Genomic DNA, 23,221 nt, shown 5'->3' with positions numbered 1-23,221 from the left:
GGTTACTTTTGATGCGGGCAACCCTTCCCATCAGGTGAGTCCAAACATTAGAAAATTTGGCTCCACGAAGCTTTGTGGTATAAATTCTTACTGTAAAAAAAAAGAGCGCACCCCTGATCGTGATATGATTCCCTCATAGTAGACAGAAAAAAGCAAGCATCTTACTCTGTCTATTATGGGGGGATTTTCGCATGGGGAAAATTAGGACAACGTATGATACTGCTTTCAAGAAAAAAGCGGTTGATCTATACCTGAAAGACGGGATGGGTTACAAGAGCGTAGCGAAAGAATTAGGAATCGATCACTCTATGGTGCGTAGGTGGGTGGAATATTTCCAAGCGGAAGGACTCGCTGGCCTTGAAGAAAAGCGAGGAAAAGCAAAAGGTCCTGGCATGGGAAGACCACGAACAAAGCCCGAAGATCCAGAGGCCAAAATCAAACGACTTGAAGCGGAGAATGCCTTATTAAAAAAGCTCTTAAAGATGTGAAAGGTGGAATGGATTCGGTACCGTGCAACCAAAAGTTTGCTGTCATCCGCAAGAAAAGGCCTTATTACGGTAAAAAAGAAGTATATGTCATTTCAGGTAATCTGTTGAACAGGGATTTTCACGCTTCTAGAGCAAACGAGAAATGGGTGACCGATATTACCTATGTAATTTTTAATGGGCAAAGGCTATATCTATCCGCCGTTAAAGACTTATATAACAATGAGATCATCACCTATCAGCTTAGCCAAAGAAATGATCTAAAGCTTGTCATGGATACAGTGAAACAGGCAAGAAAAAAACGGAATGTGAAAGGAATCCTCCTGCATGGAGAATTTCTTTAGCCATTTCAAATCTGAATGTTTTAATCGTTACACCTTCCGTACGAGTAAAGAAGTGAAGTATGCTGTCAAGCGCTACATCCAATTCTACAACCAGCAACGTTTTCAACAAAAACTAAACAACCTAAGTCCGTATGAATATCGGACTCAGGCTGCTTAATGTTGCTTTTATATTTCTGTCTACTTGGCAGGGGTCAGTTCAGATCGAGGATACGCTCTCTATTTTTTCTTACTCTGCTCTCGTCAACATCCGCATCCCCAGAAGCACTGCCCATGCCCGCTCCCCGGCTTCCGGCTTGAAGAAAAAGCGGAGCGGCATTTCCGTTGCGACAAAGACCAGCGTATCCGCTCCACTCGGGCGCAGCTCAAATTCCGTGCCCGCTACGTCCGCCACCGGAGTGCCATCCCGCATGAAAATGCGCGCTTGTCCTCCCTCAGCGGAGCTGTATGTACCTGTCAGTCTAGCCAGCTCGTCTGGCGATGCCGTGTATTGCGGCTCTCGCTCTTCCCGTCTATCCAAAGGAAGACCCAGACATGCATTCACGGCAGTCAGCCAAACATCGCGGATCGGCACCTGATCGATGTTGGACAAGACGGTCACAACGAGCTCTTTTTCCGGCACAAAGCCAAAATGCGAGGAGACGCCTGGCTGACCGCCACCGTGCTCGACCAGCGTAACGCCTTCTGCATAGGCAGGAACTACTTTAAGCGCATATCCGTACCAGGCAGATCTCGTCAGCTGATGCACAGGCTTCCACATGCTGCGAAGCCCTTCCTCGCTTGCAAAAGCTCGCTCCCTCATGCGCCCGCCCTTTACGTACAGCTCGCCGTATTTCAAAAGATCCAGCACGTTGGAGCGAATCCCACCGCCCGCTTCATAGTTTCCGATGCTCGGCCATTCCACTCGCAGCGGCTGCGACTGTCCCGGCTGTTTGACATAGGGCACGGAAACATCCTGCATACGTAACACTTCTTCCAGACTGTACGTCGAACGGTTCATGCCCAGTGGTTCCAACAGTTCAGCGGTAATGTAGCGCCGAAACATCCGTCCGCTCACTCGCTCGATGATGGCCCCCAGAAGCAGGAACGTATCATTGCAATAACTGAAGTACTCCCCTGGCTCGCCCAAAGGCTCATAGGCAGCCGATGCTACGTAATCCAGATGGTCCTCAAAATAATGCCACTCTTCTCTGCGCAGCAGCGGCGGTACACCGGTCGTATGGGACAGCAAATCATGAATTTTTACGCGGGTAGGATCGCTTCCGTCGGATAACCGGAACGCAGGGAGATGCGCAACCACCGGATCGTCCACAGACAGTTTGCCCTCAGCAGCCAGCTGCATGATCGCCGCAGCGGTAAAAGACTTGCTCACAGAGGCAATCCCAAAGATCGTCGCAGGCGTAACAGGCTCTAACGTCTCTCTATCTCGCACGCCAAAGCCTTTCTGGTAGATGACTTCTCCCCCGCGCGAGATGGCGACCGCAAGTCCGGGTACTTGCTCTTTCTCCATGAAGCTCTCTACAAACGCTTCAAAAGCTGCCTCGTTCCACAAATGATTCGTCACGGGACGCTCCCCCTTTTCCTTCTCTATTGGCTACTGAATCTTTCGAACGGAAAGGCGTAAACCGTATTTCCTTTTCTGCCTGTCGTCGTCTTTGCCTGGGAGAGAGAATTGTAGATGGCTTCCTCCGTCGCCTCTGCTGCTGCCGCAAACAGCTGGTTCATCACGGCATGATCTTCGCGCAGCTGCGTGCGTGTCTCGGCAATCCCTTCGGCTTTATGCGGGATTTTATGCGCCGTGGAAAAGGCAATCACGATGTCTCCGCTACCATGCCCGAAATGACTGCCTGTCCGTCCCAGGCCGATCCCCGCGCGTTTTGCCACCCGCAGCAGCTGGCGATCACTGAGCGGTGCATCTGTTGCCAGCACCATGATGATGGAGCCATCGGTAGGCTTCTCTACAGCAGGGAGGGAGTTCTCGAGCGCAGGAAACAGCTTGTCAACCAAAAACTCATGCTTGCTCCCGAAATTGCTCAAGACAAGCACGCCGACTGTATAGGAGGCGTCTGCTGCTGACACGATGCGGGAGGAGGAGCCGATCCCTCCTTTATACCCAAACGTGACCATGCCTGTTCCGGCTCCAACTGCGCCTTCTTCCACGGGGCCGTTCGTCGCCTTCTGGATGGCCTCGATGGCGTCCTGCGGCTGCACCACGCATCTGCGTATGGAATTCAGGCTGCTGTCATTGCATTCGCCGACTACGAGGTTGATCGTCCCTGTCGTATCTCCGATTTCTTCATGTCCTGCAAGCATATATTCGAGCGTCCCCTGTGTGACAGCTGGGACGGAAAAGGTATTGGTCAGCATGATCGGCGACTCCAGTACCCCGAGCTCATTGACCTGCACCAGTCCTGTCGTTTTCCCGAAGCCGTTGATCACATAGCTGGCAGCAGTCACTTTTTCCCGAAACAGACTGCCACCGTGCGGCACGATTGCGGTGACACCTGTGCACGCATATTCCTGGTCTCCCTCCAATTCGCGCTGGATCGTCACATGTCCCACGCGAACATCAGGCACGTCTGTAATATCGTTCTTTTCTCCCGTAGGCAGCTGCCCGATGGCTACCCCGTACTCGCGGATTTTCATGGCCTTTTGCTCCTCCTCTTGTTCACAATCCTCTTACACCGGTCGATTTCGCAGAAAATTCTCACCGGCAAATCCGCGCACTTCCTCCTCGGAATAATGCTTCAGCAGTTCATTGATGAGATTTTGAGTCGTGCCCGCGTGCTCCAAGCCCACGACCTTGTTCGTAATGCCATCAAAGTCAGAGCCTAGACCGATATGCCGCACTCCCCCCAGCGCACAGAAGTGATCGATATGGCGAATCATATCCGGGATCGTAGCCTCGCCTTCTTCTTTTACGAACATCGGACAGTAGACGACGTGCACATTGGCTCCTTTGGCAAACATCGCTTTTGCCTGCTCGTCCGTCAGATTGCGCGGGTTGTTGCACACAGCTTTCGCGTTGGAGTGGCTGGCAATCGGATACTTGGCGATCTCGAGCGTTTCCCAGAAGCTTGTCTCACTCAAATGGGAAACATCCGTCAAGATTTTGTGCTCGTTATGGAATTGGATGATTTCTTTGCCAAAGGTGGTCAATCCCGCATTTCTCGGCTCCAGTACACCATCTGCTGCAAGATTGGCATTGTTCCAGGTCAGACCGACAGCACGCACGCCCAGCTGATACAGGATGTGCAGTTTTTTCAGGTCGCTGCCGATTGGCTCTACGCCCTCCAGAGTCAGCATCGCCCCGACCTGTCCGTCCTCCAGACGATCAAAGTCGCTCCATTCCCGAATCTGCTTCATCTGCGGATTGTTGCCCAGCACGTCTTTGTAAAAGTAGTGGATTTGATCGAGTGCCGCTTGAAAACGCTGCTCTGCCTTCATATCAGCATTGGTGTAGATCGCAAAGCATTGTACTTTGACCCCGCCTTGCAGCAGCCGTTCCTTGTTCACATCCAGCTCTGCGGAGTCAGCAAAAGAGATTTCTCCGTTTCGTTCCCATAATTTCAATAGCGCATCGCAATGCAAGTCAATCACGTTCATGGCTGCCATCGGTTATCGCCTTCCTCATCTAGGTTCTAGCCAGTCTTATGTTTTTACGTTAATGTAATTGTAACGACATATCCAATAAAAGATTGCTATAGGCGTGTTCAAAATTTTGCATAATGGAGCCATCCCTATGAATATGGAACAGATCGAAGCATTCATTTTCGTTGCTCTCACAGGAAGTTTCAGCAAAACGGCGGAGCTGCTCTACCTCTCTCAACCGACGGTCAGCATGCGCATCAAAGCCTTGGAGACATCCATGGGCTGCAAGCTCTTTCAGCGGACTGGTCATACGATTTCGCTGACTAAGGAAGGCGATCTGTTTCTCCCGTACGCGAAAAACATTTTGCACATGCTGCAGGAGGGGCAGCAGGCCATCCAGCGCTCCTACGGAGATGTGGAGGGCGAGCTGGTCATCTCTACCGTTTTTGTCGCAGCCTTTTACATCCTCCCTGACCTGGTAGAGCAATTTCAAAAGCTTTATCCCAAGATCAAGCTGACCATCCTCACCGGGCACTCTCATCAGGTCCTGGACATGGTGCTGAATCACGAGGTATCGTTTGGCATCGCCCGTGAAGTGACGCACCCGCAGATCAACCGGATTCAGCTCATGCCGGATGATATGGTTCTCGCCATCTACCCGGAGCATGCCTTTTTCACCCGACATCAGGTTTCGATCGAAGAGGTCGCACGCGAGAGACTCATTTTGTTCAATCGCGGGTCGCTGGATTGGAAGCTGATCAGCAGTGCCTTCACTCACTATCAGCTGCAGAACAACGTCGTGATGGAGGTAGACAATATTGAAGTCGTGAAACGGATGGTCAAACAAAGGCTGGGCATCGCCTTTCTTCCCCGCTTTTCGATTCAAAAGGATTTGTCCGAGGGTGAGCTGTTGGAAGTATCTGTTCAAAACCTGCCTCAGCTCAACCGGAATTTTGAGCTGATCTACCTCAAGGATACCCCGCTCAACGGCATCATGCGGACCTTTATCGACTTTTTGATGCAAAGCAAGGTACTTCAAATGTAATACAAATGGTAGAAAAAAACCGCGAGATTTCCCCCGCGGCTATTTTTCTTTTCCCTGGCTGATGATTACTCGTTCCCCAGCAGGTCCTCTAAAACTTTTTGCACCTTAACGCCAGTCTCGAACGTCACCAATCTCGCTTCCTTGCCCTCCATCGCTTGCGCAAACTCATCGAGCAGCAGGGCGAGTCGATCAATCAAAGGAATCTCCACAAAAGACGGCGCCTGATTGTCCCCGCCTATGAAAAGATTGGTCCAGTTTTGCAGGCTGAGCGTCCCTTCTGTTCCGTAAATGCGGTAATCGAGATGCTCTACATGCGCGATGCCTGCCAAGCCGTTGATCGTCACCGGCGTACCGTCTGCCAAGCGCAGGAAGGCCGATACCCCTGTCTCGCATGCTTCTGGATCAGCCGGATAGTCTACTTCCGACCGAACGACCTCCAAATCCCCGAACAGCTCATACGTCAAATGAGTAAAGTGAGGCAGTACTTCCCGAATGAAGCCTCCTTGTTCTCTACCGGAGAGCCAAGGTGTTTGCTGCCAAGGCCGCGGCCATTGATGGAAATGTGTGAGGATATCGACGCGCCGAATCGTTCCCAGCTGAGCGATTCGATTTTTCAGCTCAGGAAAAATCGCCTGGTAGAAGGTCGGGAAGTTCATCGCATGAACGACTCCTGCCTCCTTTGCTGCCTGCAGCATTTCCTCTGCCTCGGAAAGCGAGTTTGCCAACGGCTTTTCGCAAAGCAAATGCTTTTTGGCCGCGAGCACATCCAGGGCAATCGCATGATGGAATTTCGGGGGAACCGCCAAATAGACGGCATCCAGATCTTCACGGGCAAGTAGCTCCCGATGGTCGGTATACCATGCTGCATCCCCACTCAGCTTTGCCGACTCCTGTGCCCGCTCTGCCGATACATCGCTGATCGCGGCAATACGAAACAGGCTGTGCGTGCGAAGCGCATTCATCATCCGCTCCCCCATCACCCCTGCACCAATGACCCCTATTTTGTAAACTGGCTGACTCATCTAGGTATCCCTCGTTTCTTGGCATCTGATCAAATTTTTTCAACTATCCCTCTATACCCCATTTCTCCATTTGTCGGGACAATCCTTGTGCAAAACCTGCGAGAAGCAAAAAAAGAAAGTCCCCTCACACTCTCAGTCGGTATGCCATGCGATTTGCCCATAGAGGCGTACCTAGCAAAAAGTCAAAGAAAACAGCGTCAGGCGAGGAATGCTATCATCCCAAGTCTGACGCTGCTTCTATTTGCAAGGGGATTCAGCCCTCAGGAAGTGGCCGATTGGCTTTCCGTAAGCTCAGTATCTTTGCGGAAAACTCCCTCCCACTTCGCCACAGCGATGCAGGAGAAGACATGTCCAAACACGTTGACGGCGGTACGAGCCATATCGATGACACGGTCGATGCCGATAATCAGCGCGACACCTTCAGGCGGCAAGCCAACAGCAGTCACAGTAGCGAGCAGAATGACCATGGAGGAAGAAGGTACAGCCGCTACCCCTTTGCTCGTTACGATGAAAAAGAGCACCATCATCAGCTGCTGCTGCCAGGACATGTCGATCCCGAAGGCTTGCGCAATAAAAGGACCTGCAATCGTCAGGTACAGGGTGGTTCCATCCGAGTTGAGCGGCATGCCTGCCGGGATCACAAAGGACGTAATGTACTTCGGTACGCCGTACTTCTCCAGTCGCTGCATCAGCTGCGGCACGACCGTCTCCGTACTGCCAGTCGATGCACCTACGATCATCAGGTCCCAGACCATCTTATAGATTTCCTTGATCGGCACACGCAGGAGCAAGGCAACCAGTGAGAAGAGACCAAACACGACGACAGCAAGACCCAGATAGGCTGTCCCGATCAGCTTCAGTAGCGGCACGATCAAAGCGATGCCGTAAGTCCCGATCGTATTGGACATCAAGGCGAATACACCGATCGGCGCTGTCAGCATGACCATGTTTACGAGCTGAAACGACGCTTTGGATGCGATCTCCAGCATGGAGACAAAAGGCTTGGCCTCATTGCCTAGCTTGACCAGCGCGATCCCAAAAAGCATACAGAAGAAAATAACGGCGAGCAGATCATTCTTCGCCATGACGTCGACGATATTGGTAGGAATGATATGGAGTAAAAGCGTTTTCCCATCGAGAACAGTCGAAGTATTAGAAGCAATGGCAGTCAAATCAGCCTGGGGAAGATTTGCCAGATCAATGCCCTTTCCGGGCTGAACCAGATTGGCAATCGCGAGTCCAATAAATAGGATCAGCGTCGTAATCAGCTCAAACCAGAGGACGGTTTTGATCCCGATTCGCCCCATCCGCTTGATATCCCCAATCCCAGCAATCCCCACCAGCAAGGTGGTCACAATCACCGGGATGACGATCATCTTCAGCATACGGATGAAAGCGTCACCGAGAAACTTGATATCCTTGCCTAGCTCAGGAAAAAAGTGACCAAAAGCTGCACCCAGTACGGTTGCCCCTAAAATATAAAAGGCAAATCTAGTCTTCATAAAATTCCCCCAGTTCTTAAAATTCGCTTGTATGAAATGATTATTGCAAATAACATCAGTGCGTGCAATAATAATTTCACAAACAAGGAGGGAATGAAATGAAAATTTCATCGTTGCAAGCTACCTTTCAACAGAGCCGACCTAATTCTGCCGCTTTCTTTGAGCGCGCTAAGCATACGATCTCCGGGGGCGTAAACGGCAACCTGCGCTACTTCGCTCCTTTTCCTATCATTTTTGAAAAAGCGGATTCGGCCAGCCTGATCGATCTGGACGGTCACCGCTACGTCGACTATCTGCTCTCGTACGGTGCGCTGATGCTCGGACACGCACACCCGGAAGTGCTGAAAGCGACCCAGAAGGTATGGGAAGAACAAGGTACCAGCAGCTTTGGTGCGACACATCCACTAGAAATGGAAATGACCGATGAGCTGCTCGAGCTGTATCCAAGCTTCGATCAAGTTCGCTTTACCAACTCTGGCCTGGAGGCAACACTGTTTGCACTGCGTCTAGCTACCGCCTATACCGGTAAAACTCATATCGCCAAATTCGAAGGACATTATCACGGCGCTCATGATCATGTGCTGCAAAGCGTCAACCCAACCGCTGACCTCGCAGGGACTACCGATTCGCCGCAGCCAGTACCGGAGTCTCTCGGAACTCCAGACTACTACCGCGACCACAGCGTCATCCTGCCGTTCAATGACTGGGATGCTTGCGAGAAGATTTTGACGGAAAAGGCGGATCGGATCTCAGCCGTAATCATGGAGCCACTGCTCTCCGGTTACATCGCTGCGGATCGCATCTTCCTGAAAAACCTTCGTGAGTTGACAGCACAGCTCGGCATGATCTTGATTTTTGACGAGGTAAAAACAGGCTTCCGCATCGAGATAGGAGGGGCACAGGCCTTTTATGGCGTTGAGCCTGACCTGACTGCTTTGGGGAAAGTCGTGGGCGGCGGCTTCCCGATCGGCGTCGTCGGTGGGAAACGGGAAATCATGGAGCTTGCCTCCCCGCTGCGCTCGAGTAAAAAGTCCGAGGTCGTGTTCCACAGCGGTACCTTTAACGGAAACCCGCTGTCCATCGCAGCAGGCTTGGCAACGATCCGCTATTTGAAACAGCCAGGGAACTTTGCCCAAATGATCGCGAGCACCAGCCAATTGCGCGCTGGCATCGACGCACTCGCCAAGCAATACGACCTGCCCTTCCAAACACTCGGGGAAGGTACCATCTTTAATGTGATGGCGACACAGGACAGCGTAGAGAGCTACCGCGATCTCGGCAAAAACAATAATCAGCTGCGTCTGGCGCTCGACTACCTCTTGATGGAAAACGGTGTCTACTCCAAGCCGATGAACCGCTTCTCCATGTCGGCTGCGCACGGACAAACAGAGATTTTTGCCACATTGGACGCATTTGAGAAAAGCATGGCTGCTCTCAAGCAGGACCCGCTTGTCTAAGGGATGCCATTGTCACCTTTCCTGATCCTGTCGTATACTTAACCGAAACATTTGTACCGGACAGGTCAAAGAGGTGAAACCCATTGGCGCAAAGCCCAACTGTATTGCAAAAGCTATCCCATATGTACCCGCAAATGAGCCCATCCCAGCAGGCGATTGCGGATGTCATTTTGCGTGACCCCGAATCCTCTGCTTTTTACAACGTGGCGGAAATGGCCAAAGAAGCAAACGTGAGCGAATCGACCGTCACAAGGTTCGCCACGTTTCTTGGCTGCTCCGGCTTTCCCGGACTCTCGCGTGAGCTGCAGGAAATGGTCCGCTCGCGGCTGACCACAGGGCAGCGATTTCAGCTCTCCCGCAGCATTACCAAGGAAGAGCAGACCGTCATGCAGCATTTCGAGGAGGATGTCCACAACCTCAATCTGATGATCGAGCGCATCGATCTTACGGCGCTGGAGAGAGTGGTAAAGCTCCTATTGGCCGCCAAACGGATTGGGATCGTCAGCTCTCGAAGCGCGCTGGCGCTTGGGACGTTCTTTGATTTCTATCTGAATTTGCTGCACAAGGACACGCTGTTGTTCAACGGAGAGCCCCGGACTGTCGATAGGCTTCACCGGCTGCAAGCAGATGACGTGATTGTCGGAATCGGCTTTGCCCGGTACACGCGCTTTAGTGTCGACTGCCTGGCGATCGGAAAACAGCGCGGAGCTAAAATCGTGGTCATCACCGACTACCCTTCCTCTCCCTTGTGTCAGTATGCAGACGAGGTGTTGTACACCCCCACAGGGATTGCGTCGCACATGGAATCCTTCGTCGCGCCGATGTCTCTATTGACCGCGATCCTGCGCTCGATGTTCCATCAGGATTCGGAAAAAGCAACGAGCCTGTTGACGGAGATGGAAGACGCCTGGAGTGGTTTGGGTATTTACTTTGATCCGAACAAGTCGTAATCGGTTTTGAGAATGGAAAAGGCAGGAGTAGATGCGGACGTGAAAGACCGTCCCAGACTACCCCTGCCTTTTTGCAGCGTCAAAAAAGACGCTTCCCATAAGGAGCGCCTCTGCATTTCAGAACAAACGTTCGTTTTATGAATCATGCAAACTAGCAACAGCAATATTTCGCTTTAACATTATTAGTATAACCGAATCAGAATAATAAGTCTATATTTTACCATCAGAAAGCTCTATAGTTTGGATACCTGGCCGGGTCACTACTTGCTCGAGGAGGATAATCATGCAGCTGCGTTTGTGGGATCTCAATCTAAAAATCCGGTTAATCGGCGAAGCCCTTTTCAATATGCTGTTTTGGATGTACTTTCCCTTTATCACCGTCTATTTTGGAGCCGCTTTAGGCAATCATATCGCAGGAATCCTGATGACGGTCCCTCCGCTTTTCAGCCTTATCGGCAGCTTGCTCGGCGGAGCTTTGGCGGACCGGATCGGGCGGCGTCCCGTGATGCTCTTCGGGGCTTGTCTCCAAGCTGTCATGTTTGCTCTGTTCGCGGTGTCTCCCTCTCACTGGATCGACTATATGGCCTTTATCGGACTCGGGCTGGGGGGTGCCATCTATCGGCCTGCCAGCTCTGCCATGGTCGCCGATCTCGTGCCCGCACATAGCCGCCGTCAAATTTTCGCGACCTTTACGACAGCCAACAACATCGGTGCGGTACTCGGTCCTGCACTCGGAGCCGTCTTTTTCTTCCATTACCGACAGGAGCTTTTGTGGTCATGTTCCCTGGTCTTGCTGCTGTATTTCGCTGCGATCTATTTCCTGGTACACGAAACATTGCCAGCAGCAGCGAATGGTCCTAAGGAAACGGCCTCCTTGGCTCGGGTATTTCAAGAACAATGGAAGGGGTACGGCATCATTTTTCGGGATAAGGTGTTTCTCGTCTATACATTGGCAGGGATCTTCGCCCTCGTCTCCATCATGCAGCTTGACCTCTATTTACCTGTGTATATCATCCATGAGGTGCCTAGTCAGCCGCTCTTCCCGTGGGCTAGCGGGTCACTTTTGCTCAGCGGCACAGAGATCTTTGGCTGGGTGCTTGGGTTTAACGGCTTATTGTTCGTCTTGTTTATCCTCCCCGTCACGAAATGGTTCCAGCATTGGAGGGAACGCGATGTCTTTATCCTTTCCTCGCTTCTGTCCGGGGTGGGGACATTTGCCCTCGGCTTGAACAGCCAGCTCTGGTTCCTGTTTCTAGCTACGATCGTCTTTACCTTTGGAGAGATGGTACGCTCTCCGGTAACACAGAGCTTCATCAGCCGCTATGCCCCCGAGGAATCCAGAGGGCAGTACATGGGAGCTGACAGCCTGCAGCCCACCATCGGACGGTTTATCGCTCCCGTGACCGTTTTCCTTTCCAGCTGGGTCCCACCCCTCGGCATTTTTACGCTCATTTTGGCGGTTTCGCTCATTAGTGTCGTCTTGTACATTCAGCTGTTTCGCATGTATGTGGAGAAGCCGGAGTCAGTGAAATGATTGGTTTCCATTGTGTAAAAAGGAAAAAGCCGGTTACCCCATCCACAGGAGTAACCGGCACTCTTTATGCCGACATGCTTTCCGATTTCGCCACTTTCTTGCTGCTTTGATACCAGATGCCCACGGGGATGAGCAGCAGCGCCAGAAAACCTCCAGCAAGAGAGAGTGTCGCGTAGCTCGAGCTGGCGACGACCATACCGGATAACGCCCCGCCGGATGCACCTGCCAACGCAACCAAGACATCAATGCTCCCTTGTGTTTTTGCTCGTGTGGTCGGGTCTGTAGCATCTACGATGAGAGCCGTTCCACTAATCAGACCAAAGTTCCAGCCCAGCCCCAGCAATGCGAGCGCTGTGACGAGCAGAAACATCGAATCCGCAGGAGCCAGTGCTGCCGTGAGCCCCGCCAAAAGCAGAATGGCTCCGGAAGCAAAGGACATCGCCGTACGTCCGATCTTGTCTACGAGTACCCCCGTCAAAAGGGACGGCAGATACATCGCACAAATGTGGATGCTGATGACCAGCCCAACCTCACTCAGTCCATGTCCGTGATGCTTCATGTGAACGGGAGTCATGGTCATAATGGCAACCATCACGATCTGCGTCAGGATCATCACCGTGGCTCCAACGATAATCCCTCGGCCGTTGCTGCCTGCCTTGCCCATGCTCGTACGCACGTCAGATTGGCTTCCCTGTTCAGATTTTTGGGCATTTGCGATCGCGTTCGCCACGAGTAACGGGTCCGGCCTTAGGAACAGCAGGAAAACGAGACCAGCCAGCAGAAAGGCAGCCGCACCTAAAATAAAGGGTCCAGCCAATGCTGGCACACCGATGGATGTCGCGAAGCCGCCCATCACCTCCACCAGATTTGGACCCGCTACTGCACCAAAGGTGGTGGAAACCATGGCTGTACTGACTGCAGTGGCACGTTGATTCGGCAGAGCCAGGTCTGTTCCCGCGTACCTCGCTTGCAAATTGGTCGCTGTACCCGCTCCGTAAATAAGCAAGGATAAAAACAGCAGAGGCACACTGTGGACAACCGCGGCAAGTACAACCCCTACCGCACCGATCCCTCCGGCAAAGAAGCCTGACGCGAGCCCGATACGTCGTCCTGCGCGCTGAGACAATCTTCCGACGAGCAGTGCAGCTATTGCGGAGCCTAGCGTCAGCAAAGCAGAGGGAATCCCGGCAAAGCTATCCGATCCCAGCATATCCTGGGCGAGCAGTGCCCCGACTGTCACACCGGCAGCAAGTCCTGCACCTCCAAAGATTTGCGAGAGAACGACAATCATGAGCGTACGTTTATACAGCTTACGCCGCTGTTCGGGTGAATCGATCAAACATCGCAGGCTGGACGTTTGCTTTTCGAGGGTTACTTGTTCTGGGTCATGTGACATGGATCAACACCACTCCCTTCTCAATGTTTGTTCCTTACGTCGGACTCATACAGCTCCTTATCATCAACCATTTTGACTTTCTCCCTCCCCCGAGCAAGTTCATCTTTCCCTAACAACTTACAACGTGTTTGTTTATTTTACAATAATTAGAAAGCAATACTTACACTTCATGGAGGATAGGTTGAGACTGACATACCTGAACATAGCGCAGCAGCGGTAGTCCAGGAAAGGAAACCTTCCCCAAACTACCGCTGCCTTTTACTCTAGTTTCACTTTGCTGCCATCCTTCACAAGCGTCTGTCCCTTATAGACGACTTGATCACTTTCCGAGATGCCTGACGTCACTTCCGCTTGCTCGCTTGACATACTTCCTACTTGAATCTCTACTTTTTTGACAGTATCCCCTTCAACCTTATAAACGTAATAGTTACCCTCTTCCTCCAATACAGCTGTTTTCGGAACTACGAGCCTTGGTACCGCATTCGCATTTTCTACGACCACCTTGGCAACCATACCGACTTTTAATTGATGATCTTCGTTTGGAATCACAATCTCTACGGGATAGGCCTTGTTCGTTTCATCGATGATCGGGCTGATCGCATCGATCGTTCCATTCACGGTTTTATTTAATACATCCATTTGGACGGTTACTTTTCCGCCGACCTGCAAGCTGTTTACCTCTGCTTCCGCGAACTGCACTTTGACCTTCATGGGATTGGTACTTACAACGGTCACAACCGCTGATTGCGAAGACGCCATTTCTCCGACGGCCCCATTTACCGCACCAACTACACCGGAGATCGGCGAGGTAACCGTGGCATTCTTCAATTGATCCCTTGCATTGTCCAGCTGTGCCTTCGCTTGCTTGACTGAGCTTTCCGATACCACAATGGACGTATTCTTTTTGGAGCTTTCATAGCTTTTCAGCGCGTTGTTGTAGGATGCCTGCGCATTTACTAATTTCGCCTTCGCGCTTTCCACCTCTTCCTGAGAAATGGCTCCTTGCTCGAAAAGTGCTGTCATGCGCTCGGCGTTTCTTTTCGCATCGTCTAGCGACTGCTGTGCCTGTATGAATGAGCTTTCGGCCTGGGTAGCACTGTCACTTTTGTTGTCCTTGCTTTGGGCCAGACTTGCTTGTGCCGATTCATACTGTGCTTGGGCTGTTTTCACACTATTCTCCAGATCCTCTTGATCAATGGTGAATAGCACATCCCCCTTGTTTACCTTCTGTCCTAGCTTGACAGGAAGACTCGTAATTTTCCCGTTTCCTTTCGGAGCTACATTCACACTTTGATTCGCTTCTAGTTTTCCGGTCACACCCGCTTCTCCCTGTACATTCCCTTTAATGGGAAGCGCTACGGAAACAGGTACAGCATTCTCCTGTGCTGCAGCTGCCCCTCCTGTCGGTGCAGCACCCCCCGGAGGTGAGCATGCCGCAAGCATGGTGGATAGCAGGATCATCGCCCACACCCCAGAAAAGTAATGGCGTTTTTTATTCATTTGAGGTCACTCCTTGTCCTTGAAGCCCAATCACGGCTTTTTGTTTCTTCCGTTCTTTTTTCACTCTTCTCTTTTGGAAAAAATCGTCAAACAGGGTGTAAACAACAGGCACGAGCACCAATGTGATGAGCGTGGAGAAAGCAAGTCCAAATGCTACCACGATCCCCATTGGCCGCATGGATTCAGAGCCTTCGCTTGACGAGACTGCCATTGGGAGTACAGCCAAAATGGTGGCCAGGGAGGTCATCAGGATCGGGCGAAGACGCACTGGACCTGCCAGCTTAATCGCTTCGTTTCTGTCCATCCCTTGTTTCCTCAGGTTGTTGATATAGTCAATCAGCACGATGGCATTGTTTACAACAATACCAATCAGCATGATAAATCCTACCAGGCCATACACGCTGAGCGGAGTATTGGTGACAAATAAGCCAATCATGACCCCAATCACTGATGTAGGTACCGAGAACATGATGATAAACGGAGTAAACAACGATTCGAATTGCCCTGCCATGACCATATAAATCAGGACGATCGACAAGAGGATCGCGAGTCCGAGAGACAGGAATGACTCCATCATATCCTGATTGTTTCCGCCTGTTTCCAACGTGTAACCGTCAGGCAGATTAATCGTTGCCAACCGTTGTTGAATTTCCGTTGATACGGAGCCCAGGTCTCTGCCAAAAATATCACCGGTAATTTCAGCTGCTCTGGTCATATTCGTTCGTTCAATGGACTGCGGCGTATCGGCTAGCTTGATTTTTGCCACTGACGTTAGTGGAATAGTGGCTCCTTGCGAATTGGTAATTCTGAGTGACTGGAGATAGCTGATATCTTGTTCATAGTTTTCCGGCAGCTTGAGCAAGACATCGATCTCATCGTCACCGGTTCTGTATTTCGTAACGGTATCTCCTTGAAAAGCGACCCGAACACCCGAGATGATTTGCGACGTGGTTAGTTTATACATGCTGGCTTTTTCCGGATCCACGACAATCTGGTATCCTTTTTTCGTAGCATCCAAAGAGGACTCGACGTTTCTCGTTCCTTCTACTTTGCTGATTTCCGATGCAATCACACCGCTGATATCCTTCAAAGTATCCAGATCCTCGCCATGCACGGTGTAGGAAATGTCACTGCCCCCCATCCCTGGACCTGATTCCGATTGCTTGACCTCTATTTCCGCTCCAGCGATCGAGGATGCTTTTTCCCTCAATTCTTCAGCAATTTCATCCGTGGTGCGTGTGCGCTTATCGATATCCACAAGCTGAATGCTGATGTTCCCAGCCGCTGAGGTCGAGGAGCTGTTTGACGAACTCGTACTCACGGTGGTTGCCCAGGTTTCCAGCTCAGGAATGCTCTTCACATGTGCTTCCACTTGATTGACCAACTTCTCGGTTTCTGCAAATACGGTTCCAGATGGGACGGTGACGGACACGCTGATTTTCCCTTGGTCCCCTCCTGGCAAAAATTCCATTCCGACAACAGCGAACAGGGAAAGAGAACCGACAAACAGCGCGAGAACCCCTGCCAGTATCGTTTTGCGGTGATTCAGAGACCAGCCAAGTAGCTTCCCATAAACCTTGGCAACTTTGTTATAGCCGACATTGAACCACATCGCTGGACTCCACCCTCGATAATGGGTGAGCTGCTCCGTTTCTTCATGTCTGATCTTGTCTAACCAGCGGGAGCTTAAGACTGGTACTACAAGCATCGAGACTACCAGCGCAGCAATATGAGAGAACACGACCGTTAGTGCCATCGGGGTAAATATTTCGGCGACAAAGCCTTCTACAAAAGCGACTGGCAAAAACACACAAATCTGTGCAAGAGCAGAGGCCATCACCGCGGTTCCAACCTGCTTCGAGCCTTCCAATGCGGCCTCCATAACGGATTTTCCTTGTTGCCTCATCCGGAAAATGTTTTCCAGAATAACTACAGCAAAGTCAACCAAAGATCCAAGGCCGAGCGTTAACCCTAGCAATGACATCATGTTTAACGTAATGTCGTACACGTACATCAGCGAGAAGGTAGCTACGATGGAAATCGGCATGACGATGGCGACAATCAGCATGGCACGGGCGCTATTTAGAAACAGGTAGAGAATGATGACGGAGAAGATCAGTCCAAGTACACCATGCTCAACCATGCTGTAGATGGAATCTTTGATATCCGATGAGCTGTCCTCCGTCAAGGTAAGGGCTACACCTTTTGGCAATTCCTTTTCAATGGTTGGAATTTGCGCTTTTACTCCATTGGCGATTTCCAGCGTATTACCGCCAGTCGCCTTTGTAATGGATATTTGCACGCTTGGCTTCCCGTTGTAATAAGCCTTTTGCGTTACATCCTCATAGGTATCTGTGACGGTTGCGATTTGATCCAGCGTAAGATAGTGATCGCCTACCGTAATCGGCGTTTTACCTATTGATTCTACCTTTGAAAACTCTCCGACTACCTCAATCGATTGCTTTGTATCTCCATCTTGCACTTCACCAGTGGAAGCCGTTTGGTTTGTTGCTGAGATCGCCGAGCGGATTTGATCCGTCGTAATGCCGTAAGCGTTCAGCTTATCCGGATCCGGTACGACTTTAATCACGCGTTTCTGGCCGCCCGTCACATCAACAGAAGCAATACCGTCGATGCGCTCGATTACGGTTTCTACCTGATCCTCTGCTATTTTCTTCAATTGGTTGATGTCTTGTTCGCCAGTCAGTGTAAGCTTCATAATCGGCTGCGCGTTGGGATCCATCTTGATCACAGTCGGATCGTTCGCATTATCTGGCAGTTGGCCGCGAATCCTGTTTATTTTCTGATTGACCTCTTGAATTTTGTCATCGATGTCCACACCATAATTAAATTCCAGTACGAGATTGGACGCCCCCTTTACGGAGGTGGATGAGATATTCTCAATATCAGATAGCGTACCAACCGCTTCTTCCAGTGGTTTGGTAACGAGGTTTTCCACCTCGGTAGGTGATGCTCCGCTGTAAGATGTGGCGATCATGACAATCGGAAAACTCGTTTCCGGATATTGCTCAATTGGCGTTTTGGGAATGGCAATCAGCCCGAATATCAGCATGGCTATGAGCAGCATGAGTGTGGTAACCGGGCGCTTAATCGACAGATTCGATAAATTCATGTAACGTTTTCCCCTCCTATACAAGTTCTCCTATTGATCCAGCTTCTGTCCTCTTGGGGGTAGCGGGAGGGTAACATTGAAAACAGTCCCTTTGTCCAGTGTGCTTTGCACCGTAATTTGCCCACCATGTATCTCAATGATCTTCTTAGCAATGGATAGTCCCAGACCACTTCCGCTTTTGACCCTTTCTCTCGATTTGTCCCCTTTATAGAAGCGATCAAAAATGTGTGGAAGATCTTCTTTTGCGATTCCACTCCCCTGATCTTCAAGGGAAACCGTGACAGAACCGTCCTTCGTCGTCATTCTGATCCAGATCGCACCTGCTGGTTTACTGAACTTGATGCTGTTCGTAATGAGATTCATCCAGACTTGACTTAATTGGTCCAAATCCGCCTCGATTTGCAGCCAAGGAAGGTCCACATGCACGTCCAGATTCTTTTGTGACCATTGTGGTTCAAGCGCGACCACCGTTTGCCGGATCTGCTCATCCAGATAATAAGGAACCTTCTTGAATGGATGGTGCTTGGATTCCAGAGAAGCCAATTGAAGCAGGTTGGCGCACAGCCTGGATAGGCGCGTACTTTCGTTGTAAATAATTTCCGCAAACCGGTATTTTGGATCAACCGGATCCGTGTCCTCTAACAACGCCTTGGAAAAACCGCGAATAGATGTTAAGGGAGACTGCATCTCGTGCGACACGTTATTCACAAAGTCACTTCTCATCTTTTCGATCTGCTCTAATTGTTTGGCCATCATGCTGAAGTTTTCCGTCAAGTTGCCCAGCTCATCTCTTCGTTTCATCTGCAGATCAATTTGATAATCCCCCTTTGCCAGTCGCTTGGTCGCTTCGGTCAGGCTGGTTATGGGCTTCACGAGATACCGCGCCACCATCAGGATGAGGAGGCTGCCGATCAGTAGAACAAATAACAACGTGACGATCAGGATCTTGTTCATACCACGCAATTCCCTACCCGGAATCGGTTGGACAAAGACAGCGTAGCGTTCACCCTCGTTGAAAAAAGGCAAGCCCACAACTGTATTCTCAGGTATTTCAGATTGATCCAGCTGATTTTTTCCCGAATACTCATTGCCTCCCAAAACGCTCTCTACCATTTGAGGATTGAGGGGTTCAATTGCGTCCACTTCAGGATCCTGATAGCTCTTGACCACTCCATCGGCACTATGTAGGCTGATCCGTACGTTATTGAGCCTCGCGAGCTTTTGCAGAAATTCATCGAAGTTGATTTTTTCACGCAGTGAGTACAGCTCGATCACTTGCTTGCCTGTATCCCTGATATCGCTTTGCAAATATCTCCAGCCTTCTTCACGATAGAGAGTTCCGACTATCGTAAACGTGATGAACGTGGAAGCCAAAACAACGGCTATAAAAGCAAGCACCAAGCGTGTATAGATCGAATGAATCATTTCTGAACCTCCAGGCGATAACCCAACCCTCGTACCGTTGTGATTTTGAAGGAATCCGTCACTTCGGCAAATTTCTCTCGGAGCCGCTTGATATGAACATCGATAGTACGATCGTCCCCTTCAAAATCCATTCCCCAGATTCCCTCAATGAGCGCGGTCCTTGTAAAAATCTGACCCGGATAGCTGGCGAGTTTTTCAAGCAAATCGAACTCTTTTGGAGGTAACGGAAGGACCTTATTATCGATAAAAACCTCTCGGGTTAAACGCTGGATGACCACATTCCCAACCTGGATGGTCTCCGATACCTGTATGCGATAGCGTTTTAGCAAGGCCTTGACACGCAGGACAAGCTCCAATGGTTCAAACGGCTTTACGAGGTAATCATCGGTCCCCAGCTGAAATCCTTTGATTCGCTGATTCGGTTCACCGATCGCCGTTACCATCATGATGGGAATATCCCGTTCCTCCTTGCAGGCCTTGCAAAATTCCCAGCCATCCATTTCCGGCATCATGATATCCAGAACGACGAGATCAATCTGATTCGTTTCCAGCAGAAGCAGCGCTTCCTTGCCGTTATGAGCTTCAAGTGTTTTGTAGCCCTCTTTCTTTAAGTACCATTGAACTAGCTCCCGAATATGTGGATCATCATCAACAATCAGTACCGTTACCACTTCATTCATCCTTTCACCCGTATGCTGCCCACGTAGCTTTCATTAGGTATGTTATTTTTCCAATATGAACGGAATATGAACAAAACAGGATTTATTTTTGCATGCCATCCAAAATGTGTCCATAAGAAAAACTCTATCGAGGCCTTCTCAAGGAGGAGCGACCGCGTTTTAGCGGAAGGTTATTCTTGTTGAATCAGGAAGATGGCTCACGCCGTTTATGCTTTCTGATTCAATAAAAAAAGCCGACCTCGTCTCCGAAGTCAGCTCCGTACCACCTATTCGTTTATTCTATCGACTCTGAAACGCCACCTTTAACCCCAACCCAATATAAATGAGACCGACCAGCTTGCCGCTCCACCGCCCCATCCACGGGACTCGCTTGACGAACTTCCCGAGCTGGCGAACACTTACGGCAATCAGGGTGGTATACATCACGCTCATCGCCACAAAGATCAGACCCAGCACCAAAAATTGCAGGAAGGACGCCCCGCTATCTGGATGGACAAACTGAGGGAGAAAAGCTAAAAAGAACAGCGCCGTTTTCGGGTTTAGCACCTCCACCAGAATGGCTTCACCGTACGCACGAAGACTGGACTTCGGTGCTACCTCAGGCATGGTCGGGTCCACCGGCTTTTCCAAAATCGCTCGAATACCGAGGTACAAGAGATAGGCAGCCCCGGCGTATTTCACAACCTGGAAAGCCATCGCAGACGTCATCAGGATCGCAGACAGACCGACTGCCGCAAACAAGGTATGGATCAAATCTCCGGTCGCGATTCCGAGACCCGCCATGATGCCTGCCTGTCGTCCCCCCTGCACCGTACGAGTCGCGGTTAACAGGACAGCCGGACCTGGTATCAAAAACAGACCAATGACGATGATCATAAAAGTACTGAGTGTAGCAAAGGTAAACATGTGCTCATCCCATCCCCTTACCGTTTCTTTCTTCTTTCCCTCATTGTAACCGCGACAGGCCGCTCAGGTAAACGGGAAACGCTTGACGCGAAACCTTTTGGTTGCCTATAATAAACGCGAAACCTTTTCGTTTCCTTTTGTGTCTTTCAATGAATACATACTATTTGGAGGTAACACATGACTGCGATCCCTGATATCGTACACACACTCGTATTGAACGCTCCGATTCAAAAAGTTTGGGAGGCCGTTTCTACTGCTGAAGGAATTGCCGCCTGGTTTATGCCAAACAACTTTCAAGCCATTGAAGGGCATACCTTTACGATTTTCTCTCCCTTTGGAGACTCCCCTTGTGTCGTAAAAGAGCTGGATCCGCCTCACCGCCTCGTCTTTTCCTGGGGGAAAGACTGGGTCGCAACCTTTTCTTTGAAGGAGCTGGGCGACAAAACAGAATTTACATTGATTCACTCCGGCTGGACAGCAGGTACTGTTACCGAAATGGGTGATACTCATGACGTCATTCGCGAGCGCATGAACCAAGGCTGGGATTCTTCCGTATTACCGAAGCTGCGAGCCTATGTGGAGCAGTAAATGAGCGCTTCTGCCGCCAAGCATGATGTTTTTCAAGCTATAGCGGATCCTACCCGCCGCCAGCTTTTGCAACTGCTGGTCAATCAGGAGATGTCCGTCACGACGATCAGTGGGCATTTTCCCATGAGCCGCACCGCTGTTTCCAAGCATTTGCGTGTCCTGTCGGAAGCAGGCCTGGTAAAAGAGCAAAAAGTAGGCCGCGAGACGCGGTATCGCATGCAGCCTGAGCCTTTGAAGGAATTGAAGGATTGGCTTTCCTACTACGAGCTGTTTTGGGAGAATAAAATGCAGGCTCTCAAACGTTTCGTAGAAGAAGAGTAAACGGCAAATGTTTAGCCCGCCTGCTGCTCGTGTGCAACTGGCGGGCTTTTTGCTGCAAAAAAAAGCGGACCCTGCCCGGCGAGGAGCAAAGGGTCCGCTTTTCTATTTAGGATTGAGCCACGACCGGTTTCATTTTCCTGCGGCTTTCTTTTCTCGACAGGAACAGGCTGATGATCAAAATGATGGCTCCGAACAGATAAGGAGCATCCAAATGAACATCGTACAACGTACCCGCTACTGCTGGCCCAAAGATGTTGCCCAGACTCATGTAGGCATTGTTCATCCCCGCCACAAAGCCTTGCTCGTCACCTGCTCGCTTCGAGATGAGCGTATTAATCGCTGGCCGCATGATGGACGTGAGCGTAAAGAAGATCACGGTCAGCACCAGCATATACCAGAAGTTGCCGGACAAGAGCATCAGCACCATACTGACAGCAGAGAACAGGAACGTCCAGTTGATCAGGTTTTTCTCCCCGAAGCGTTCGATCAGCTTGCCGATCAAAGCGGCTTGCACGACTGTACCTGCCAACGCTCCCACCGTGATGATGATGGAAATGTCGCGGGCGGTATAAGCGAATTTCGCATCGACAAACAACGGGAAGATCGCTTCGAAGTTTGCCAACCCGAAGGTCATCGTAAAAATGAGGATCAGCATGATAAAGTAAGGTGCACGGACCGACCTGCCAAGCTGAACGAAGATGCTTTCTTTCTTTTCCTTTGCATTTCGAGCAGCCATCTGTGCATCTTTGGAAAGCGATTCAGGCAAGAAGAACAAGGAACCGACTGTCGCCAGCGCCCCTACGCCTGCCGAAACATACAGCGGCATCCGCAGGCCCAGCTCAGCGAGGAAGCCTCCGATTCCAGGTCCGATCACAAAGCCAAGCGACATCGCTGCCCCGAGGAGTCCCAGACCTTTTCCGCGTTTTTCTTCTGTTGTGATATCGGCCACATAAGCCAGCATCGAAGGGATCATGAATGCCGCGCCAATTCCCCCGATTAAGCGGGAGATATACAGCATCGAGATGTGCTCCGCAACCGCGAACAGAAGATTGGAAATAGTGAAAAGGGTCAGTCCAGACACAATCATGATCTTACGACCGTATTTGTCGGACCACTCACCTGCAATCGGTGAAAAAATGAACTGCGTCAATCCCAGAGCCGCGATCAAATAACCCGCGGTCTTGCCTCCAGCGCCAAATTCCTTTAAAAACTCGGGAAGGATGGGAATGATCAGGCCGATTCCCAACATCGCAATGAACATGTTAACCATGAGAAAAAGAATCGGTCGTTGATTATTCTCTGCACTTCTCATTATGTTTTTTATCCAGTCCTATCCATCATAGAT

21 protein-coding genes are annotated in these 23,221 nt (G+C 50.6%); 9 read left to right on the top strand and 12 right to left on the bottom strand.

Going from position 1 to position 23,221, the window contains the following annotated elements; translation table 11 throughout:
• Positions 1-191 precede the first annotated feature (191 nt).
• The 3 genes from EDM59_RS16290 to EDM59_RS31780 are packed head-to-tail and all read left to right on the top strand — an operon-like array spanning position 192 to position 986.
• Complete coding sequence (locus tag EDM59_RS16290; RefSeq protein WP_122924559.1) at positions 192-488, top strand: transposase; 297 nt, start codon at positions 192-194, stop codon at positions 486-488.
• 8 nt (positions 489-496) lie between these two features.
• Positions 497-829 (top strand): DDE-type integrase/transposase/recombinase, encoded by a 333-nt coding sequence (locus tag EDM59_RS16285; RefSeq protein ID WP_122924558.1) that lies wholly within the window; start codon positions 497-499, stop codon positions 827-829.
• Complete coding sequence (locus tag EDM59_RS31780) at positions 813-986, top strand: IS3 family transposase (RefSeq protein ID WP_122924557.1); 174 nt, start codon at positions 813-815, stop codon at positions 984-986. Before EDM59_RS16285 ends, EDM59_RS31780 begins: the two co-directional genes overlap by 17 nt.
• A gap of 69 nt (positions 987-1,055) precedes the next feature.
• On the opposite strand, the gene EDM59_RS16275 is transcribed toward EDM59_RS31780, so the two are convergent.
• Genes EDM59_RS16275 through EDM59_RS16265 form a run of 3 tightly spaced genes read right to left on the bottom strand, consistent with a single transcriptional unit; the run spans position 1,056 to position 4,441 of the window.
• Positions 1,056-2,390: a serine hydrolase domain-containing protein gene (locus tag EDM59_RS16275; protein WP_281274567.1), complete on the bottom strand. Its 1,335-nt coding sequence runs from the start codon at positions 2,388-2,390 to the stop codon at positions 1,056-1,058.
• 23 nt (positions 2,391-2,413) lie between these two features.
• On the bottom strand, positions 2,414-3,472 hold the full coding sequence (locus EDM59_RS16270) for a DmpA family aminopeptidase (RefSeq protein WP_122924556.1): 1,059 nt from the start codon (positions 3,470-3,472) through the stop codon (positions 2,414-2,416).
• Positions 3,473-3,505: 33 nt separating this feature from the next.
• Entirely contained in the window at positions 3,506-4,441 is a 936-nt protein-coding gene (locus EDM59_RS16265) for a dipeptidase (protein WP_122924555.1), read from the bottom strand.
• Positions 4,442-4,568: 127 nt separating this feature from the next.
• On the opposite strand from EDM59_RS16265, the gene EDM59_RS16260 reads away from it, so the two are divergent.
• Positions 4,569-5,462 carry a LysR family transcriptional regulator gene (locus EDM59_RS16260; protein WP_122924554.1) on the top strand — a complete coding sequence of 298 codons (894 nt, stop codon included), beginning with the start codon at positions 4,569-4,571 and terminating at the stop codon, positions 5,460-5,462.
• A 65-nt stretch (positions 5,463-5,527) separates the two neighbouring features.
• Here the strand turns inward: EDM59_RS16260 and EDM59_RS16255 are convergent, their stop codons facing one another.
• Both EDM59_RS16255 and EDM59_RS16250 read right to left on the bottom strand, forming a co-directional pair.
• Positions 5,528-6,484, bottom strand: a complete 957-nt coding sequence (locus EDM59_RS16255) for a Gfo/Idh/MocA family protein (RefSeq protein WP_122924553.1) — start codon at positions 6,482-6,484, stop codon at positions 5,528-5,530.
• A gap of 260 nt (positions 6,485-6,744) precedes the next feature.
• Positions 6,745-7,986 carry a dicarboxylate/amino acid:cation symporter gene (locus EDM59_RS16250; protein ID WP_122924552.1) on the bottom strand — a complete coding sequence of 414 codons (1,242 nt, stop codon included), beginning with the start codon at positions 7,984-7,986 and terminating at the stop codon, positions 6,745-6,747.
• Between the two features lie 98 nt (positions 7,987-8,084).
• Between EDM59_RS16250 and EDM59_RS16245 the strand changes: the two genes are divergently transcribed.
• From EDM59_RS16245 to EDM59_RS16235, 3 genes are all read left to right on the top strand, one after another.
• On the top strand, positions 8,085-9,443 hold the full coding sequence (locus EDM59_RS16245; RefSeq protein WP_122924551.1) for an aspartate aminotransferase family protein: 1,359 nt from the start codon (positions 8,085-8,087) through the stop codon (positions 9,441-9,443).
• Between the two features lie 83 nt (positions 9,444-9,526).
• Positions 9,527-10,393: a MurR/RpiR family transcriptional regulator gene (locus tag EDM59_RS16240; protein WP_122924550.1), complete on the top strand. Its 867-nt coding sequence runs from the start codon at positions 9,527-9,529 to the stop codon at positions 10,391-10,393.
• A gap of 283 nt (positions 10,394-10,676) precedes the next feature.
• The gene (locus EDM59_RS16235; protein ID WP_122924549.1) at positions 10,677-11,927 is read left to right on the top strand and encodes an MDR family MFS transporter; all 1,251 of its coding nucleotides are present in this window, start codon (positions 10,677-10,679) and stop codon (positions 11,925-11,927) included.
• A gap of 64 nt (positions 11,928-11,991) precedes the next feature.
• Here EDM59_RS16235 and EDM59_RS16230 read toward each other — a convergent pair whose 3' ends face one another.
• The 6 genes from EDM59_RS16230 to EDM59_RS16205 form a co-directional block, all read right to left on the bottom strand.
• Positions 11,992-13,323, bottom strand: coding sequence for an MFS transporter (locus tag EDM59_RS16230; RefSeq protein WP_122924548.1), 1,332 nt, complete (start codon positions 13,321-13,323; stop codon positions 11,992-11,994).
• Positions 13,324-13,581: 258 nt separating this feature from the next.
• Positions 13,582-14,823, bottom strand: a complete 1,242-nt coding sequence (locus tag EDM59_RS16225) for an efflux RND transporter periplasmic adaptor subunit (protein ID WP_122924547.1) — start codon at positions 14,821-14,823, stop codon at positions 13,582-13,584.
• Positions 14,816-17,956: an efflux RND transporter permease subunit gene (locus tag EDM59_RS16220; protein WP_122924546.1), complete on the bottom strand. Its 3,141-nt coding sequence runs from the start codon at positions 17,954-17,956 to the stop codon at positions 14,816-14,818. The genes EDM59_RS16225 and EDM59_RS16220 overlap by 8 nt, the downstream gene beginning before the upstream one ends.
• Before the next feature lie 30 nt (positions 17,957-17,986).
• Positions 17,987-19,381, bottom strand: coding sequence for a HAMP domain-containing sensor histidine kinase (locus EDM59_RS16215; protein ID WP_122924545.1), 1,395 nt, complete (start codon positions 19,379-19,381; stop codon positions 17,987-17,989).
• Positions 19,378-20,052, bottom strand: coding sequence for a response regulator transcription factor (locus EDM59_RS16210; RefSeq protein ID WP_122924868.1), 675 nt, complete (start codon positions 20,050-20,052; stop codon positions 19,378-19,380). Before EDM59_RS16210 ends, EDM59_RS16215 begins: the two co-directional genes overlap by 4 nt.
• A gap of 288 nt (positions 20,053-20,340) precedes the next feature.
• Positions 20,341-20,967: a LysE family translocator gene (locus tag EDM59_RS16205; protein WP_122924544.1), complete on the bottom strand. Its 627-nt coding sequence runs from the start codon at positions 20,965-20,967 to the stop codon at positions 20,341-20,343.
• Between the two features lie 177 nt (positions 20,968-21,144).
• Between EDM59_RS16205 and EDM59_RS16200 the strand changes: the two genes are divergently transcribed.
• Together EDM59_RS16200 and EDM59_RS16195 are read left to right on the top strand one after the other, a co-directional pair.
• The gene (locus EDM59_RS16200; RefSeq protein WP_122924543.1) at positions 21,145-21,555 is read left to right on the top strand and encodes an SRPBCC family protein; all 411 of its coding nucleotides are present in this window, start codon (positions 21,145-21,147) and stop codon (positions 21,553-21,555) included.
• On the top strand, positions 21,556-21,876 hold the full coding sequence (locus EDM59_RS16195) for an ArsR/SmtB family transcription factor (protein ID WP_122924542.1): 321 nt from the start codon (positions 21,556-21,558) through the stop codon (positions 21,874-21,876).
• 106 nt (positions 21,877-21,982) lie between these two features.
• Here the strand turns inward: EDM59_RS16195 and EDM59_RS16190 are convergent, their stop codons facing one another.
• Positions 21,983-23,188 carry an MFS transporter gene (locus EDM59_RS16190; protein ID WP_122924541.1) on the bottom strand — a complete coding sequence of 402 codons (1,206 nt, stop codon included), beginning with the start codon at positions 23,186-23,188 and terminating at the stop codon, positions 21,983-21,985.
• Positions 23,189-23,221 lie beyond the last annotated feature (33 nt).

Origin of the sequence: Brevibacillus nitrificans (assembly GCF_003710965.1) — a bacterium.
GTDB classification, from domain to species: domain Bacteria; phylum Bacillota; class Bacilli; order Brevibacillales; family Brevibacillaceae; genus Brevibacillus; species Brevibacillus centrosporus.
The sequence above is the reverse complement of the archived record's forward strand: the minus strand, read 5'-3'. Positions and strand labels throughout refer to the sequence as shown.